Origin of the sequence: Nostoc sp. ChiSLP03a (assembly GCF_034531215.2) — a bacterium.
Taxonomy (GTDB): Bacteria; Cyanobacteriota; Cyanobacteriia; order Cyanobacteriales; family Nostocaceae; genus Nostoc.
This window is the reverse complement of sequence record NZ_JAVRBQ020000040.1, coordinates 22404-39136: the sequence shown is the minus strand read 5'-3', so window position 1 is coordinate 39136 and position 16733 is coordinate 22404. Positions and strand designations below refer to the sequence as shown.

At 41.5% G+C, this 16733-nt stretch carries 15 protein-coding genes and 1 pseudogene; 12 read left to right on the top strand and 4 right to left on the bottom strand.

From position 1 onward, the window contains the following. Positions 1–135 precede the first annotated feature (135 nt). The 4 genes from RMY32_RS06250 (at position 136) to RMY32_RS06235 (ending at position 1586) form a co-directional block, all read left to right on the top strand. A complete protein-coding gene (locus RMY32_RS06250) occupies positions 136–387 on the top strand; it encodes a gas vesicle protein GvpG (RefSeq protein ID WP_322713277.1) in 252 nt (83 codons plus the stop codon). Positions 388–503: 116 nt separating this feature from the next. Further along, positions 504–821, top strand: a complete 318-nt coding sequence (locus tag RMY32_RS06245; RefSeq protein WP_322713276.1) for a hypothetical protein — start codon at positions 504–506, stop codon at positions 819–821. Continuing rightward, positions 818–1183 carry a retroviral-like aspartic protease family protein gene (locus RMY32_RS06240; RefSeq protein ID WP_322713275.1) on the top strand — a complete coding sequence of 122 codons (366 nt, stop codon included), beginning with the start codon at positions 818–820 and terminating at the stop codon, positions 1181–1183. Before RMY32_RS06245 ends, RMY32_RS06240 begins: the two co-directional genes overlap by 4 nt. Positions 1184–1298: 115 nt before the next feature. Beyond that, entirely contained in the window at positions 1299–1586 is a 288-nt protein-coding gene (locus RMY32_RS06235) for a hypothetical protein (RefSeq protein ID WP_409882365.1), read from the top strand. Between the two features lie 275 nt (positions 1587–1861). Here the strand turns inward: RMY32_RS06235 and RMY32_RS06230 are convergent. The 3 genes and pseudogenes from RMY32_RS06230 to RMY32_RS06220 all read right to left on the bottom strand — a co-directional run bounded on the left by RMY32_RS06230 (position 1862) and on the right by RMY32_RS06220 (position 4844). Then, positions 1862–2515, bottom strand: a pseudogene (locus RMY32_RS06230) (DUF4241 domain-containing protein). A gap of 115 nt (positions 2516–2630) precedes the next feature. Further along, positions 2631–2915 carry a hypothetical protein gene (locus RMY32_RS06225; protein ID WP_322713274.1) on the bottom strand — a complete coding sequence of 95 codons (285 nt, stop codon included), beginning with the start codon at positions 2913–2915 and terminating at the stop codon, positions 2631–2633. A 45-nt stretch (positions 2916–2960) separates the two neighbouring features. After that, positions 2961–4844 (bottom strand): ArsA family ATPase, encoded by a 1884-nt coding sequence (locus RMY32_RS06220; RefSeq protein WP_322713273.1) that lies wholly within the window; start codon positions 4842–4844, stop codon positions 2961–2963. Between the two features lie 217 nt (positions 4845–5061). Here RMY32_RS06220 and RMY32_RS06215 point away from each other — a divergent pair, with 217 nt between their 5' ends. The 8 genes from RMY32_RS06215 to RMY32_RS06180 all read left to right on the top strand — a co-directional run bounded on the left by RMY32_RS06215 (position 5062) and on the right by RMY32_RS06180 (position 15992). Further along, positions 5062–8298: a WD40 repeat domain-containing protein gene (locus tag RMY32_RS06215; protein ID WP_322713272.1), complete on the top strand. Its 3237-nt coding sequence runs from the start codon at positions 5062–5064 to the stop codon at positions 8296–8298. 376 nt (positions 8299–8674) lie between these two features. Continuing rightward, on the top strand, positions 8675–9022 hold the full coding sequence (locus tag RMY32_RS06210; RefSeq protein ID WP_322713271.1) for a DUF1493 family protein: 348 nt from the start codon (positions 8675–8677) through the stop codon (positions 9020–9022). Positions 9023–9187: 165 nt separating this feature from the next. Beyond that, a complete protein-coding gene (locus tag RMY32_RS06205) occupies positions 9188–9835 on the top strand; it encodes a histidine phosphatase family protein (protein WP_322713270.1) in 648 nt (215 codons plus the stop codon). Between the two features lie 85 nt (positions 9836–9920). Continuing rightward, positions 9921–10946, top strand: coding sequence for a glucokinase (locus tag RMY32_RS06200; RefSeq protein ID WP_322713269.1), 1026 nt, complete (start codon positions 9921–9923; stop codon positions 10944–10946). Between the two features lie 45 nt (positions 10947–10991). Continuing rightward, positions 10992–11594: a hypothetical protein gene (locus RMY32_RS06195; RefSeq protein ID WP_322713268.1), complete on the top strand. Its 603-nt coding sequence runs from the start codon at positions 10992–10994 to the stop codon at positions 11592–11594. Positions 11595–12217: 623 nt separating this feature from the next. Next, entirely contained in the window at positions 12218–13687 is a 1470-nt protein-coding gene (locus RMY32_RS06190) for an efflux RND transporter periplasmic adaptor subunit (protein WP_322713267.1), read from the top strand. A gap of 231 nt (positions 13688–13918) precedes the next feature. After that, positions 13919–15136 (top strand): ABC transporter permease, encoded by a 1218-nt coding sequence (locus tag RMY32_RS06185; protein ID WP_322713266.1) that lies wholly within the window; start codon positions 13919–13921, stop codon positions 15134–15136. 244 nt (positions 15137–15380) lie between these two features. Further along, a complete protein-coding gene (locus RMY32_RS06180; RefSeq protein WP_322713265.1) occupies positions 15381–15992 on the top strand; it encodes a hypothetical protein in 612 nt (203 codons plus the stop codon). A gap of 169 nt (positions 15993–16161) precedes the next feature. Here the strand turns inward: RMY32_RS06180 and RMY32_RS06175 are convergent, their stop codons facing one another. Further along, positions 16162–16530, bottom strand: coding sequence for a Dethiobiotin synthetase (locus RMY32_RS06175; protein WP_322713264.1), 369 nt, complete (start codon positions 16528–16530; stop codon positions 16162–16164). Between the last annotated feature and the right edge of the window lie 203 nt (positions 16531–16733).

The window sequence follows — 16733 nt, the reverse complement described above, 5'->3', positions numbered from 1 at the left end:
ATAAGCCTCAACTGGACTCAAATCCCAAGCATTTTGGCATCAACACAAGACTAGTAATGTTTAATATTTATGTCATCAGCATGATTACGGTCTTGCGAGGACAGCTTTAATAAATCCACACGAGTGTAAAGTGATATGGTTCTGCGCTTTTTACTATTACCGATTACCGGCCCATTAATGGGAGTAACGTGGCTTGGGGAAAAAATTTTAGAACAAGCAAGTACTGAAATTGATGATAAAGAAAATCTCAGCAAGCAGCTTCTTGCACTGCAACTTGCTTTTGATATGGGAGAAATTCCCGAAGAAGAGTTTGAAATTCAGGAAGAAGCACTTTTATTAGCGATTCTGGAAGCAGAAAAGCAGGAAGGCGATCGCACACAAGAGTAAGGCAGGAGGCAGAGGAGGAACTACACCCCTGATCGCGAGGCTTTTTTCATCGAATTTAATCTGTGATGTGTGGATGAGAGAAAATATAAGTATTGCGATTCCGAATATAATCAGCCATGACTGAAACCAAACCCACTCGTACCGCACGCAGGGGACGAATATTCCCTGAAATTCAGTGGAATGAAGAACAAAAAGCACGACATGAAGCCGAACGCGAGGCTTTTTACCAACGTTGTAAACCTATTTTTGAGCGAGTCAAATCAGAATTAATTGAAACTCACTACAACTGGTTTGTTGCAGTTGAACCGGATAGTGGAGAATATTTTGTTGATAAAGATTTAGAAGTGGTTTCATTACGGTGTCGCGAACAGCATCCAGGCAAAATACACTATGCTTTTCGGATTAATGAGTCTGAGGCTTGCGGCACAATATGACGATTTCCGGTTTTTTTGGTGATGAGGATGCACTACTTTTTGAAATTAATTTAATAACATCAGATGGATTAGAATTACCTGTTGAGGCGATGTTTGATACAGGTTTTTCGTATTGGTTAGCGATTAATGAGCAAGATATAGATGCACTTGGTTGGGAGCGTTTGCGAGAGCAAACAATGCGAACTGCACGCGGAGATGTGAAATTTGAAATCTATGTTGGTCAAGTACTATTTGACGGTCAAGAGTTTGACACACCTGTACATGTTGGCAAAGATTTAACAGAAGTTTTGCTCGGTCGTCAATGGTTAATAAATCGTCGGTTAGTCGTTGATATACAATCGGGTGAATTAACGTTGGGATAACTATGACAAGGCTCGAATTAAAAACCATCAAGTTTGGCAAGATTTAACTGAAATATTACAAAGTTTAGATACTAATCTTCTTGTTCAGGAACATCTTGACCAGTGTGATTATAAAGTGTGTGGCTATTGGGATGAACAAGATGAATATTATGAGAAAATTACGTTACCTCGTACCCTAGAAGCCGAATTAGTTAGCAGTTCAATAGGCGTTACTCACAAAGAACGTTTTTTACAACTAAAGTTTTTACTCATAGCTGATGCTGTTGATAATACGACAACTGCAAGTAGCAATGCTCAAAAACTTGGTGAATTAGTTCTTGTTTATGATGAAAATCTAGAATTTATTGATGAAAATTGGCTTTTAGATGTTGATTCTCCATTTCTTGTGAAGTTATCTGGCTAATTTTAGGCAATTGAGTAGAAGTAATAAATAACTAAGCAACGAATTTTTCTGCCTAGCGCAAAGCTAAATATATAAGGGTTTAAGATAAGCTTTATTGCCTATGGGGTATCCCAACGATTGATGAAAAATTCCGCCATGTACTGTGAAATGTTTGATAAATGGTTTTTCTATCTGCTAACTTCGACAGCGCAATCAAGGTGCGCGGTAATGTATGCTGAAAACTCTATATTTTAGACTTTCGAGCTAAATTATCAGAAAATATTTTTACTTTCTTCTTACTGGATATCTCCAGATAGACTCACTGTAATAACGTTAACAACATTATTATTAGTGTCGTATCCAAAGTAATTATAATAAAACCCATCACCCAACGCTGTTGCAAATGCAATAACATTTGCTCCATTGGACTCATTGACACACATATTAGCCAACATTACGCCAAGCCTATTTTCTTGTTCGAGTAAATTATCTAGTTTGCAAGCTAAAGTGTCTTCATAAATTTCTGTTTCCCAAGTATTATTAATAATAATTTGAGCAGCATCCGCATCCATAAAGCACCCTATTCCAGAATCAACTCCATAACCAAAAAATCCCTCTCCTTCTTTTCAATCACTAAATTTCTCACCAACTCTAGTAGCTAATTCCCACCGCACTGCGGTTACTTCGCTAATCTGAACCATAGCATAAGCAACCATTGGTTCTTCGTTATTGAGGTTGCGTGCAATGCTCAAAAAAACTGGATAACAACCAGGTTTAAAATTGGGACTAAAGGGGTCTGTACCAGGAAAAACTAGGGGATCACAAGCTACTAATTTTCCTGAATTTAAGTTTAATTCACCAATTTTATAGGGATTAAGAATAAAAACACCAAATCGTGTATTTAGCCTTTGACCTGTTTGGAAAGCTTTTGATAAATCAATATTTATCATCTTTTATTCATTTATTTGTTTAAAGGTCATTAATTTAAATCTTATACAAATCTATTGAGATAGCCCCGACCGCGCAAGGAAGTTGCAAAGAATAGGCAAGCTAAAATCTTAGTACTTAGTATTCCAATGTTAGGGTGTTGAATTTTGGTGTATTGTCCTTCAAGCCAGTATTTGCTTGCTGATGGGTAATGTCCTCTTCAGTAATGATTTGACTGTTTAAAATGGCAAGACGCTGCTGAATCTGATGTCGGCGTGCTTCGAGTTTCTCTAGTTCCTCCTCTAAACGCTCTTTCTCTAACATTATTTTGTAAGCATTTAAGTAAACTGTTGCTTGAGAACGTTGAGGAGGCATTGAGCTAAGTTTGGCTTGAATTTGTCCACGTTTTGGAGTGCGGTGCATAATAAATTTCTCTTTGGGTATGAAAGTATTTAGTCTAATTAGCCGTTAAAATAAACAGCTGGCTGCTGCTTGAATGCGTTCTAAAGGCTGAACTGAGCGAGGAAGCAGTGGTAAGCGAACCATTGTCAAACCTGGAAAATCGCAATTAATGGTTGCTGTAGAAGTAAAGCGGTTGAGAACAAGGTAATTCTGGCTCACACCTATTTCTTGCAGAGATTTGAACAAGCGTTGTTGTTCGGCAAGTACACTAGCCTGGTTAAGCGTAACTCCAATGAACTCTGTTTGTTGTGGGTCTTTTAGCACTTTTTGGGCTTTGACTACGCGCTGTCGCAAAGTCCGTAAACGCCCCATAAATTCTGTACGACCAAGGACATTCTGATATTTGATCCAGAGTTTGAAAATCCATGCTAGCCAGTCTGCTAGCGCAGTTGGCATTTCTAGAAAACGCAGAAGATGACCTGTAGGAGCAGTGTCTAAAATAATCAAGTCTTCTTCTTGTTGCTCTAGCAATTCCATTACTGTTAACAGGGAAAGCATTTCATCAATCCCTGGTAAAGCTTGACCGACAATTTTGCGCCAAGCGACAGGAGCGTATGCCATTTCAATAGCTTCGCTTGTTTGGGTTTCGCCACTCATCATTTCGGCCAGTTCCCACAGGTAATCGGCTCTGAATTGCTCCAGAAGGCGATCGCTATCTACTTCCTGACCTCGAAGATTGGCAGTTATTTGATATGGTTCGTGTCCTAAACTCAAACCAAAGGCATCGCCCAAGGAGTGAGCTGGATCGATGGAAACAATGCGAATTTTGCGATCGGGATGTTGTTGAGCCATAGCCCAACCAATGGCAGCTGCTACTGTGGTTTTGCCTACTCCACCTTTACCACCAATTAGTAACAGGCGGCGACCTTGGGTGAGAAAATCTCCAAAGCTAGGAGGAATTGTTTCAGGCCATTGAACTGGGAGTAGATCGATAGGAGATGGCGGTTCCATCTGAGGAACATGGATTTGGTCGATCAGATGGCTGAGGGCTACAATTCCCAAAGGCTCTTTATCTTGCTGTGGCACGATAAAAATCGGCTTGCCGTTAGCAAGAGCCGTATACTGGCCGATGAGCGGCTGTTGTTCTTGGTAACGATCGCGGTCAGTTGCACTGGTAATAACTTGGTTGACAAACAACCCTCCGCAAGGCATCTGCATGGTTTGTAAGGCTTCTAGGAATCGTTTTGATTCCAACCAACTCATTGGTTCGGCGATCGCAACTAACAAACAAGCTGTATGCTTAGGATCTTGAAGCAGACGACGGCCTTGGGAAAGTTCAGCTTTTAGGGTATGCAAAAAATCGTCAGCGCGATCGGGTTTGTAACTCCCAGCAAAGGTCTTGCTAATATACCGATGCTTTTCTTGAAATAGTTCGAGAGAGTGGAGGAAAGTGTCTAAAAAATCCATCAAGCCAAACAAGTTGAGAGTATGACCGCTAGGAGCCATATCTACTACTACTCGATCTACCTGCTGTTCGTTGAAAAGGCGTTGGATCTCTAACAAACCCATCAACTCGTCCAGTCCCGGCCAGTTTAAATCCCAAATTGGATGCAAGTCTTCTCCTTCAACAAAACTACCGCGCTCCACTAAAAGTTCTAACATCTGACCGTAACGTTCTTTAAACTTTTGTAGCAGAAGCTTTGCATCCAACGCCCTTACTTTTAGATTGGGTAGTTCCGCTATGGGACGAGGAATGTCATCAACGCTAACTTGTAAGACATCTCCAAGAGAGTGAGCCGGATCGGTTGAGATTAAAAGAATTTGCTCGTTGACAAATTTCTGCGCCCAACGATATGCAAAGGTGCAGGAGATTGTTGTTTTTCCGACTCCACCTTTGCCGCTAAACATAGCAAGGTGTAGATTATCAAAAAGTTCCATCTCGTTTGTCATTTCCGGCGTTTTAGGACAAATTTACTACATATTTTTGAAATTTACTTAAGTAATTTTGCTGAATAAAGCTATTTAAAACCTTAATTTTTTACGATTGGAGTCCCTGTGAAGCAAGAATCCCCGAATTTCTAATTCAGGGAGTGTCAAAAAGATTAGCTGAGGAACTATAACTGAGGGAAAGATTTAGCTAGGGGTGTCCAAAGGTAAGGAGATATAGATGGTTAACAGTTCTGAAAGCGATATAAATATTGGATATCATATCCAAGGTATTTCTGAATACAACTTTTTTTCTGACAGTCAATCTGAGGACATTCATCGTCGTTCACTCAAAATAGACTCTCCCTACTTAGGGATAAAAACTTTTGAAATTAAAGATAAAGACAAATTTTTTGGACGGGATAAGTGGATTGCTGAGATTAGCGATCGCTTAAAAAAAGATGATGCACTCTTACTTTTAGGAGCAGCATACAGCGGCAAATCATCATTAATTTTAGCAGGTTTAATCCCTTATTTAGGATATCATAAAAATTCCTTAATTAATATAAGTTTTCAACCAGAAGAAAATCCTTTTAAATCTCTTTATAAGTGTCTGGCTTTTACTTATGGAAAACACTCAAAAATAGCTGATAGCTATCGAGAAATCAGAGAAGATGCCCTAATTCAAATTGTTAAACTCCTCAAACAAGATTATGAGTGCGTTCTGATTTTTATCGACCGATTTGAAGAACTGTTTACGAAAACTCAAAAGCCAGAACGCGACCAATTTGTTGCTAGCCTCTCTCATTTGCTCCAGCAGCAGGATAGCTCTGTCAAAATTGTTTTAACAATGCGATCTGATTTTTTGGATAGATTTAGCGAGTATCCGCAACTTGCGAAGATCCACGATCGCTATAGTTGTATACTCACTAGAATGAGCGATGAAAAATTAAATTTAGCGATCGCTGAACCTGCGGCGAGACATGGCGTTACCTTTGAAGAAGGACTAATTGAGCAAATTATTGATGATTTTCACCAACAAGATGATTCTTTACCACTTCTGGAATATACCCTGGATGTACTGTGGAAAAGCGAAAATCTTCAAAACCGGGTTCTGAAAACAAAGACTTATAAAGAACTAAAAGAGCAAATATTTAGTTGTTTCAGCGAACAAGCTAATCAATTTATTAATCCTAGTGTTGGGTGGCGCGATCGCAATTTGAGAGAACAGGAACAAGAGATTCAAAAGTTAAACCTTGCACTGACTGAATTAAAACTGCGCGAACAATCTGCTAGGGTTTTGAATTTACTCTCCGTCCAACCGTTAGAGGGCTTGGTGCTGGCAATTCAAACAATGGGTGAGAATTTAGAGAAAAACCCAAACCAGCTTCTAGCTCCTGTTTTGGGAAGCTTAAAGGAAGCAACGAACACACCCACAGAAGGAAATAGCTTGCGCGGACACGAGCAAGAGGTGAATTGTCTAGCCTTTAGTCCTGATGGCAAGTTTATTGCCAGTGGTAGTAGTGATTCTACGATATGTTTGTGGAATATCGTTGGCAATCCCACTGCTCAATTTTTGTTAGGGCACGAGCAAGAGGTTAATTGTCTAGCCTTTAGTCCTGATGGCAACTTTATTGTTAGTGGCAGTATTGACGGAATTTTGTGTTTATGGAATCTACAAGGTAATCTGATTACTCTACCGTGGCAGGGACATGAGGAAGGAGTTATTGCCGTCGCCTTTAGCTCAAATAGCGATTCTATTGTCAGTGTTGGTTTTGACGGAACAGTGTGTTTGTGGGATTTACAAGGTAACGTCATTACTCAACCTTGGCGCGGACACAAGGAAGGAGTTATTTCCGTTGCCTTTAGTCCAAATGGCGATTCCATTATCAGTGTAGGTTTTGACGGAACGGTGTGTTTGTGGGATTTACAAGGTAACGCCATTACTCAACCCTGGCACAAACATGAGGCAAAAATTATTTGCGTCGCCTTTAGCCCCGATCGCAAGTTTATTATTAGTGGTAGTAGTGATTCTACAGTGCGGTTGTGGGACATCCAAGGTAATCCCGTCGGTCAACCTTGGCGCGGGCATGAAGGAAGTGTAAATTCTGTAGCGTTTAGCCCTGATGGTAAGTTTATTGTTAGTGGTAGCTGCGATCGCACAATACGTTTGTGGAATATTAATGGCAACCCCATGACTCAACCTTGGCGCGGACATGAAGGACAGGTGAATTCCCTAGCCTTTAGTCCCAATGACAAGCTGATTATCAGCGGTGGCGATAAAACTGTGCGTTTGTGGGAGCTAGATCAAATATTACAAAATCGGGTCATCGGGCGATCGCAGCGCAAATATGAGAATTGGGTTAATTCTGTCGCCTTTAGCCCAGATGGCAAACTGATTGTCAGCGCCAGCAATGATTCTACAGTGCGCTTGTGGGATATGAACGGCAATCCTATTGGTGAACCTTGGCGCGGACATGAAAAAGAAGTGAATTCTGTCGCCTTTAGCCCTGATGGCAATTGGATTGTCAGTGCTAGCAATGATACTACAGTGCGCTTGTGGGATATGAACGGCAATCCTATCGGTCAACCTTGGCGCGGGCATGAAAAAGAAGTGAATTCTGTCGCCTTTAGCCCAGATGGCAAGTTTATTATCAGCGCCAGCAATGATACTACAGTGCGCTTGTGGGATATGGAGGGCAACCCCATTGGTGAACCTTGGTGCGGACATGAAAAAGAAGTGAATTCTGTTGCCTTTAGCCCTGATGGCAAGTTTATTATCAGCGCCAGCAATGATTTTACAGTACGCTTGTGGGATATGAACGGCAACCCCATTGGTGAACCTTGGCGCGGACATGAAAAAGAAGTGAATTCTGTTGCCTTTAGCCCAGATGGCAAGTTTATTATCAGTGCCAGCAATGATTCTACAGTACGCTTGTGGGATATTGACGGCAATCCTATCGGTCAACCTTGGCGCGGACATGAAAAAGAAGTGAATTCTGTTGCCTTTAGCCCAGATGGCAAGTTTATTATCAGTGCTAGCAATGATTTGACAGTGCGCTTGTGGGATATTGACGGCAATCCTATCACCCAACCTTGGCGCGGGCATGAGTATTGGGTAAATTCCGCAGCTTTTAGCCCTGATGGTAAACTGATTGTCAGTGGTAGTCTTGATGGAACAGTGCGCTTGTGGCGCTGTGGGTGGCAAGAGTGGTTGCAAGTTTGTTGCAACAGGTTACATTATCATCCCGTCTTTCAAAATCCTGAAAATGGCAGTGATGTAGAAATTGCCCACCAAACTTGTCAAAAATATGTATGGAATCTACAATGCCCTAAACAGTTGAACAACCAAGGTGAGCAAAAAGAGAAAGCGTTTTCAGCAGCTTTGGAGGACTTTAAGCAAGCAGTTCAACTTAATTTTACATCACATTGGAAACATCGCCTTGCTTGGCAATCAGTACCCACAGAGAACCAATAACTCGTCCTACTAGCACCGCAAGTTTAAAATATTGGGTTTCAAAAACTTACGGAAACTAAAGTCCAATCATTAACAGAATTACTCAATCCAATAAATTAAGTTTGCCGTACTAGTAGGTTGGGTTTCGTTCCTCAACCCAACATTTGTAGAACTAGAATTAAGTCATCTAAAGCTTGGATGAAAATAAACAGTTAGTAGCGCTGGCATAATTTCACGAGTTAAAATATCTGCGACTAAATCTGATGATTGCAAAAGTTGGATGGCTACAATAACCCTATCTTGCTACCAGTTCATAGATACTTGACCAGTATTTACCTGGTAATAATTTCCTTGTTGATAAAATTCTTGCTACTGGAGTTTTTCACCTAAAAAGCTTATGTCATTTACAGATAGATTTAACCAAATTGCAGCAATTATTTATAATGAACTAGGTGTACAAACAAAAAATATTACTCTTAATATACGGCTTCGGGAAGACCTCAAAATAGATGGTGATCATGTTGATGAACTATTTTCTAAAATCACTGAACAGTTTGGTATAGATTGGCAGGGGTTTGTTTTTTACCGATACTTCCATGAAGAACCACATTTATTTTCTTTACTTTTTGAGTGTTACTATCGCAAACGTTACGGCACACTCAAAACAATTACGGTCAGCCATCTACTATCAGTTATTGAATGTGGAGTTTGGTTTGAACCATCCCAATCTGATATTTACATTTGAGTTCATTACACAATCTTAACTAGTTTATACTGATAAGTTTTTCTAATCATTATTATTATTAAATATTATTACGATTTTTGTCCTATATTAATATTTGCAGCCGTCCTTGCAGATATCTATATATTTGTTTAGCGGCGAATTCTATTCATCGGAATAATTAAACCCATGAGTCAAATAGTCTGGATAGCAAGACACGCTAACCGCCTCGACTTCGTAAACCCCGATTGGTTTCTTACCGCTGAACGACGCTACGATCCACCCTTGTCTAATGATGGTATGGTGCAGGCACAGCAGTTAGCTAAACGATTAAAAGGAGAAAATATTGGCCATATTTTCGCTTCTCCTTTTCTGCGAACCGTACAAACGGCAAACGCAGTTGCAGAAATGCTCGACTTGCCGATTAAACTCGAAACAGGCTTGAGTGAATGGCTAAATCCAGTTTGGATGACAGAAGAACCCGAAAGACTCTCAACTCCAGCCTTAGCAGAGTTATTCCCCAGAATTGACACCAGCTACACTTCACGCATCGCCGCCAAATATCCTGAAACTCGCGAAAAAGTGCGAGAACGTTCTGGGCAAACTGCTAGATGTTTAGCTACTGAGTTCTTACCAGAACATATCCTGTTAGTAGCACATGGTGCATCTGTGTTGGGGGGAGCAATGGGGCTAGTGGGGGAAATTGCCAAAACAGAAGTCAAGGCTTCTTTGTGTTCTCTGGTAAAAGTGGTACGCGAAGATCCAGAATGGTTATTAGAACTAAAGGGAGATACTTCCCATTTAACCCACATAGAAGAAGTTATTCGATTTGCTTAAACCTCTGATAGAGATTTGTGTTCATGACTTCTGCTAGGTTGAGTATATCTTACAAAAAAAGTAATTTAATTCACCAATAAATTCTATGACTTTGTTACTAGCAGGAGACATCGGCGGTACGAAAACTATTCTGCAATTGGTTGAAAAATCAGACTCACCAGCTTTACATACTATTTATCAGGAAAGTTACCACAGTGCCGATTTTCCTGATTTAGTACCGATAGTGCAGGAGTTTTTGGTCAAAGCTAATACACCTACACCAGAAAAGGCTTGTTTTGCGATCGCCGGCCCCATAGTCAAAAATACTGCTAAACTGACCAATTTAGCTTGGTTCCTAGATACCGAACGTCTACAAGAAGAATTGGGTATCCCGCATATTTCTTTGATTAATGACTTCGCCGCCGTTGGCTATGGCATTTCAGGTTTACAAAAAGAAGACTTGCTGACGTTACAAATTGGCAAACCTCAACCCGAAACCCCCATTGGAATTATTGGTGCTGGTACTGGCTTAGGGCAAGGATTTTTAATTAAGCAGGGGAACCACTATCAAGTTTTTTCTTCAGAAGGTGGACACGCTGACTTTGCCCCTCGGAACGAGATCGAGTTTCAACTATTGAAATACCTGCTAGGTAAACATGATATCCAGCGCGTTTCTGTGGAACGCGTGGTTTCTGGAATGGGAATTGTGGCAATTTACCAATTTCTGCGCGATCGCAAATTTGCCACAGAATCACCAGATATTGCCCAAATCGTTAGAACTTGGGAACAAGAAGCCGGACAAGAAGAGAAAAGTGTCGATCCTGGTGCTGTCATTGGTACAGCTGCACTAGAAAAACGCGATCGCCTCTCGGAACAAACTTTGCAATTATTTGTAGAAGCTTACGGTGCAGAAGCCGGTAATCTCGCCCTGAAACTCCTACCTTACGGTGGCTTATACATCGCTGGTGGAATTGCGCCCAAAATTCTGCCCTTAATTCAAAACAGCGGTTTCTTATTAAATTTCACCCAAAAAGGCAGGATGCGCCGCCTCCTCGAAGAGATCCCGGTGTATATTATCCTCAACTCGCAAGTCGGCCTAATTGGTGCTGCTTTATGTGCTGCTAGGTTATAACAGCTGGCATCATCAGTGAGATCGCTATCTCAAAGGGCAAAAAATATGACAGTTAAAAGTCTGTTGCCACTAATAGCAGCCACCATTGTTTGTGGTGGCTCTGTTCTTGTGGAAGCGCGTCAACCCAAATCTCCGGTAGCTGTTGTCAAACCAAAGGTTTCTCAACCCGTGCAGCCACAATGGAAGTTATACACTGCTCCAGATGGACGTTTTACAATTTTGATGCCGGGAAGCCCCAATAGAAATACCGAATACCAAAAAACTTACATGGGGGAAATTACTTTAGAAATATTTGTTGCTCAACCACCAAAGCAACAAGTAGCATACATAGTTGCTTACAATGATTTTCCTTATAGTTACGGTGAAATGGCCGATCCTCAAGCTGTACTTAATAATGCACAGGATATGGCTTTAAAGACTACGAAAAGTAATTTAATTAGTCAACGAAACATTCGTAGTTACAATAATCATCCCGGCAAAGAAATTCAGTACATCAATTCTGGAGGCAAAATTACTATAAGTAGAATGTATGTTGCCGAAGGAAGACTATATCAAGTAATGGCAATCACTACCAAAAAACAGCAGAAGACATTAGCTAAAACTATTAATGGCTATTTAAATTCTTTCAATGTGGTTTTAAAAAAGTGAAATAACTAACAACTTCTACTATATTAGCCTTGTAATTAATTGCAGGGCTAATATATAGCAGGAGGCAGTTAAAGCTTTGCTGTCAGCTTAGTGCTGGAAAATTAAACTTGTACGATCGTTGTTAAAGTTCCTCTTTCGCAATATTATGAGCGAATGCATTAGGGCGAACTCGTCAAATAAATCACAGTCACGTTGGTGCTTGGTTATTAACCCAATTTCAGCAATAATTACAAACTGCTTTGCGGTAGGGAATGGGGAGTAGGGAAAAAACAAAGGATACAGAGCAATTAAAGTGCGATCGCACTACAGCAATCCTATCTGATTTGTGAGAATTGCCAGCCGTAGATTCCCAGTTTCTCAAAAAAGTCGGGAATCTTGTTTCTCACGAATAGTTCCAGATTGCACTAATATACTGTGGCTAAAGTCACCCTTTCAGGTGAAGACATACAGAAATACGAATGCCTAGTATGAAGTAAGATTAAGCAACTGTGAAGCTGATTATGCGTCTAGTTGTTAGTTAACTCATAAAAATTTAATCCTAAAGCTTTAACAACTCCGTACTCTCCACTTGTCCTCTAACTAAAAAATATTTTTATACCGCAAGATTTACAGGCTTCTATAATATGGCTACGCACATAGAAATTCCAGTTATTGGCAAAGTTAAGTATCCATCGCGCTGGCTGATTGGGCTGATAGCGGGGAGTGCTTTGGTTGTGGGTACTATAACAACTTACACCTTGGTAAACCAAGGGACAAACAAAGAAGATATTGCTCAACTAACTGTGCCAGTAGCAGCCCAAAACGTGACGTTGCGGATTACCGCTAGTGGCAAAGTCGTGCCAGTTCAGAGCGTAAATATTAGTCCGAAGAATCCCGGAGTGCTATCGCAATTATACGTAGAACAAGGCGATCGCATTCAACAAGGGCAAATTCTCGCCCGCATGGATAGTGCCGGTATTGAGGCTCAAAGGAGTCAGTACCGTGCCAACTTAGCCCAAAGTCAAGCACAGCTAGCCCAAGCCCTTGCTGGTAGTCGTCCTCAAGAAATCGCTCAGGCGAGGGCCCGATTAGCCCAAGCTCAAGCCCAATTAGCTGCGGCTAAGGCTGGTAATCGTCCCCAAGAGATTGCTCAATCTCAATCTCAAGTTGATGCGGCTCAAGCAAGGGTGAATTACACCAGCGAACAGGTAAAGCGTTACCAATATCTATATAAAGAAGGAGCAGAGAAAAAACAATTACTCGATCAAGCCATCAGCGACGACAAAAGTGCTAGAGCCAATTTAGAAGAAGCGAAAAAACGATTTTCTTTAGTCCAAAGTGGCACTCGCACTGAAGAAATCGACCAACGCCAAGCCGCTGTTAACGAAGCACGGGCAGCATTGGTACTGTTAGAAGATGGAACCCGTTCTGAAGAAATTGTCCAGCGTCAAGCCGCTGTTGCATCTGCTGAGGCTCAGTTAAAGGGTGTACAAGTGCAGTTGGAAGATACTATTATTCGCGCTCCTCTGTCGGGAATTGTTACCCAAAAGTATGCCGAACCAGGTGCATTTGTTACACCCACAACTTCGGCATCTACTAGTGCATCGGCAACTTCTAGTTCAATTGTCGCCGTAGCACGCGGTTTAGAAATATTAGCTCAAGTTCCCGAAGCCGATCTTGGCAGAATGAAACAGGGACAGCAGGTGGAAATTGTCGCTGATGCCTATCCCGACCAAGTTTTTAAAGGTCATGTGCGCCTGATTGCTCCCGAAGCAGTCGTGGAACAAGGTGTGACATCCTTTCAGGTGCGGGTTGCTATCGATACTGGCATAGATAAACTGCGTTCTGGCTTAAATGTGGATCTGACTTTTTTAGGCGATCGCGTTAATAATGCCTTGGTATTACCAACAGTGTCAATTGTCACCGAAAAGGGTAAAACTGGCGTACTCGTACCAGATGCAAAAAATAAACCCCAGTTCCGCGAAGTTACAGTTGGGGCACAAATTCAAGATCAAACTCAGATTTTAGAGGGAGTTAAAGAAGGCGATCGGATTTTTGTTAACCCACCCAAAGATTACAAAATTGAGAAGGCTAAAGAACAGCAGAATAAATAATACCAATTTGGTATTAGCAAGTTTGTAATAAGGGCTTTAGTCCTTCTTTGAATAAAGACTTTTAATCTATAGCAAGGGACTGGGGACTGGGGATGGTGGGGTCCCCTCTGGGGATAAGGGGTAATGGGGACTGGGTGAAAAGCCTTTTTGTATCTAAGTTTTATCGTCTGTTGATGTCCTAACCACCTTGACTGTTGCTATAAAATCTAAAATCTAAAATCCAAAATTGGTATGAATTTTCTCGAAAGCATGAATATGGCGGGGAAAACCCTGCTGTCAAATAAACTGCGTAGCGCCCTGACGATGTTGGGTATAGTTATTGGCAATGCCTCGGTGATTGCGATGATTGGCATTGGCGAAGGTGGGCAGAAGTATGTGAATAAACAGCTGGAGTCACTAGGGCCAAATGTGCTATTTGTACTGCCAGGGAATCGAGAAACTCAGCGAATCTCCTTTGAAGTGCCAAAAACTCTGGTGTTGCAAGATGCGGATGCGATCGCTTCTCAAGTACCAACAGTAGTAGGAGTTGCACCAGAGTTAAACAGAAGACAGGTAATTACATACCGCAATAGAAATACCGATGTCAATATCATTGGCACAACTCCCTCCTTTTTATCAGTGCGGGATTTTGAAACTGATAAAGGCAGGTTTTTCTCTGAGGTAGACATCAAGCGAAATAACCAAGTGGTAGTGCTGGGTGGAGATTTGGCAGAAAAACTATTCGGTAATAGTAACCCTGTAGGACAGCAATTGCGAGTTGGAAATACCAGCTTTCAAGTGATTGGGACGTTAACAGCCAAAGGTTCCAGCGTGGGAGCAGATTATGATGATGCTGCCTTAATCCCAATTACCACATCAGCAAACCGACTTGTGGGCAAAAATTCTCCTTATGGTATTGCCTTAGATTATCTCGTTGCTGCCGCTCGTGATTCAGAGAGTGTGGATGCAGCAGAGTTCCAAATTACTAATTTACTGCGTCTAAGACACAAAATTAATGGTGAAGATGACTTTACTCTTCGCACCCAGAAAGATGCTTTGCAAACTGTCGGTCAAATTACAGGTGCATTGACAATTATGCTAGCTGCGATCGCCGGCATATCCCTGTTTGTCGGCGGCATTGGTATTATGAATATTATGCTAGTCTCCGTCACCGAACGCACCCAAGAAATCGGATTGCGAAAAGCGATCGGCGCAACTGAGCAAGATATTTTGCTACAGTTCATCATTGAGGCAGTGATTGTTTCTGCGGCTGGCGGCTTAGTTGGGACTGCGGTTGGTGTCAGTAGCATCCTATTAGTGGGAGCCTTGACTCCTTTAGAAGCGAGTCTTTCTCCTGTAGCGATTACTATGGCAGTTGGTGTCTCTGGGGGTATTGGTTTATTCTTTGGCGTTGTTCCTGCACGTCGTGCTGCTAAACTCGACCCGATTGTGGCTTTGAGAAGTGCTTAGATAAATCATCACAAAGACGCGATCAATCGCCGTCAAGACAAAATGATTGATTATTGTCTTGACGGCGATTGATCGCGTCTCTTGGCTGTAACCGAACAGTATTGATATGAGTCCTATCGTTGAGCGATCGATAAAGGCTTCGATGCGCGATCGCTACAATCCATTGAAGTAATTTTGCTGAAAAACGGGAAGACTATGGTTAATCCCAAATGGGGAAATTTCTATAAAAATCCCGAACAGCAAAATGCTCAAAAAATTTTTACTTAACTGTTTAATTTTGCCTGTTTCTTTAGTGCCCTGGCTCTGTGTGGGAACGCTTTTTGATTCCCCAGCCAATGCTTTACCAGGGCAAAGTACAGAAGAAGTAGGCACTTGGATTAAAGCACATCCGACACTCCGCCCCAGAAGAGGGGAGCAATTATTTGTGCAAAAGACTGATACTGCTGCCCAACGATTCACTTTTCAAGCGTCAGTATTGCCTCCTGGTAGGGTGGAGTTTTCCAAAGACCGGGGCACAATTCGGACTGAGCGCATTACTATGTATGATGCTATTAACGGCATGACATTTACGCGTCTCCAAGAATCCTTGCGGGTAATTTATGGCTTGGAAATTTATCAAGACTACGATCGCGCCCAAGTTGTGTATCAATATCCCAACGAAAAGGTAATTAATTCAGCGCGTCTGGCCAAAACTCCAATTCGGGAAGCTTTAAAGGGAGAATTACGAGTAGGCGATCGCTATGTATATTGGGTGGAAGTTGCCCAACCCAAGAATGGCAAAGCTTTTACCGGCCAAATGACCGTTTTGCTCAAAACTGACTTAGACAAGTTAGAAAATGAACTGCAAATTCGTTAATGGCTATTAGTCATTGGTCATTGGTCATTAGTCATTAGTCATTAGTCATTGGTCATTGGTCATTTGGCATGGGACACAAGAGGCAGAGTAGGCAGAAGTTCTAAAATGTTTGAATTTTGAATTTTGAATTTTGAATTTTGAATTTATTTCTCCCCTGCTCCCTGCTCTCTCATCTCTTTCCCAACTCCATAGTCGCTAAGGTTTGCCATATACCTGAAAAGATACTTTCAGCTGCTAAGGAAATTCGTAGTAAATCTTCTTTGAGTAGTGGTGGCCAATCAACCCCGGCTTTACGCCCTGCGCCAAATAGCTGTTGTGCCTTAATACTTAACTGATAAAGGGCTAAAGCCAGTTCTCGGTCTACGCTCTTTGCATCTTTGAGGGCTTCAAACACCACTTTCAATGCCAACAAAATCGAAGTGATCTGACCGGGTACCGGCGGTTTGCCCTGTTTCATACGCGTTAACAGCGCATCTGGGTTTTCCTCGGTTGTGATTGTCTGATCTATGAGGAGTTTCCTAGCTGTTTCGTAATTCATGTAGTCAGTTTAGCGTACATTTTGCTTCAGCAGTAATACTTAATTAAAAAGTAATAAAACGGCTTTCTAGTTATTTATAGCAATCTCTGATGATTTGTGAAATGATAAGCGTGGGGAAAATAATGAGGAATTAGCGATGCTCTAGGTTAACCAGATAAACTGAATATAATATCTTTGAAAAATACACCTGACTAGGAATCAAA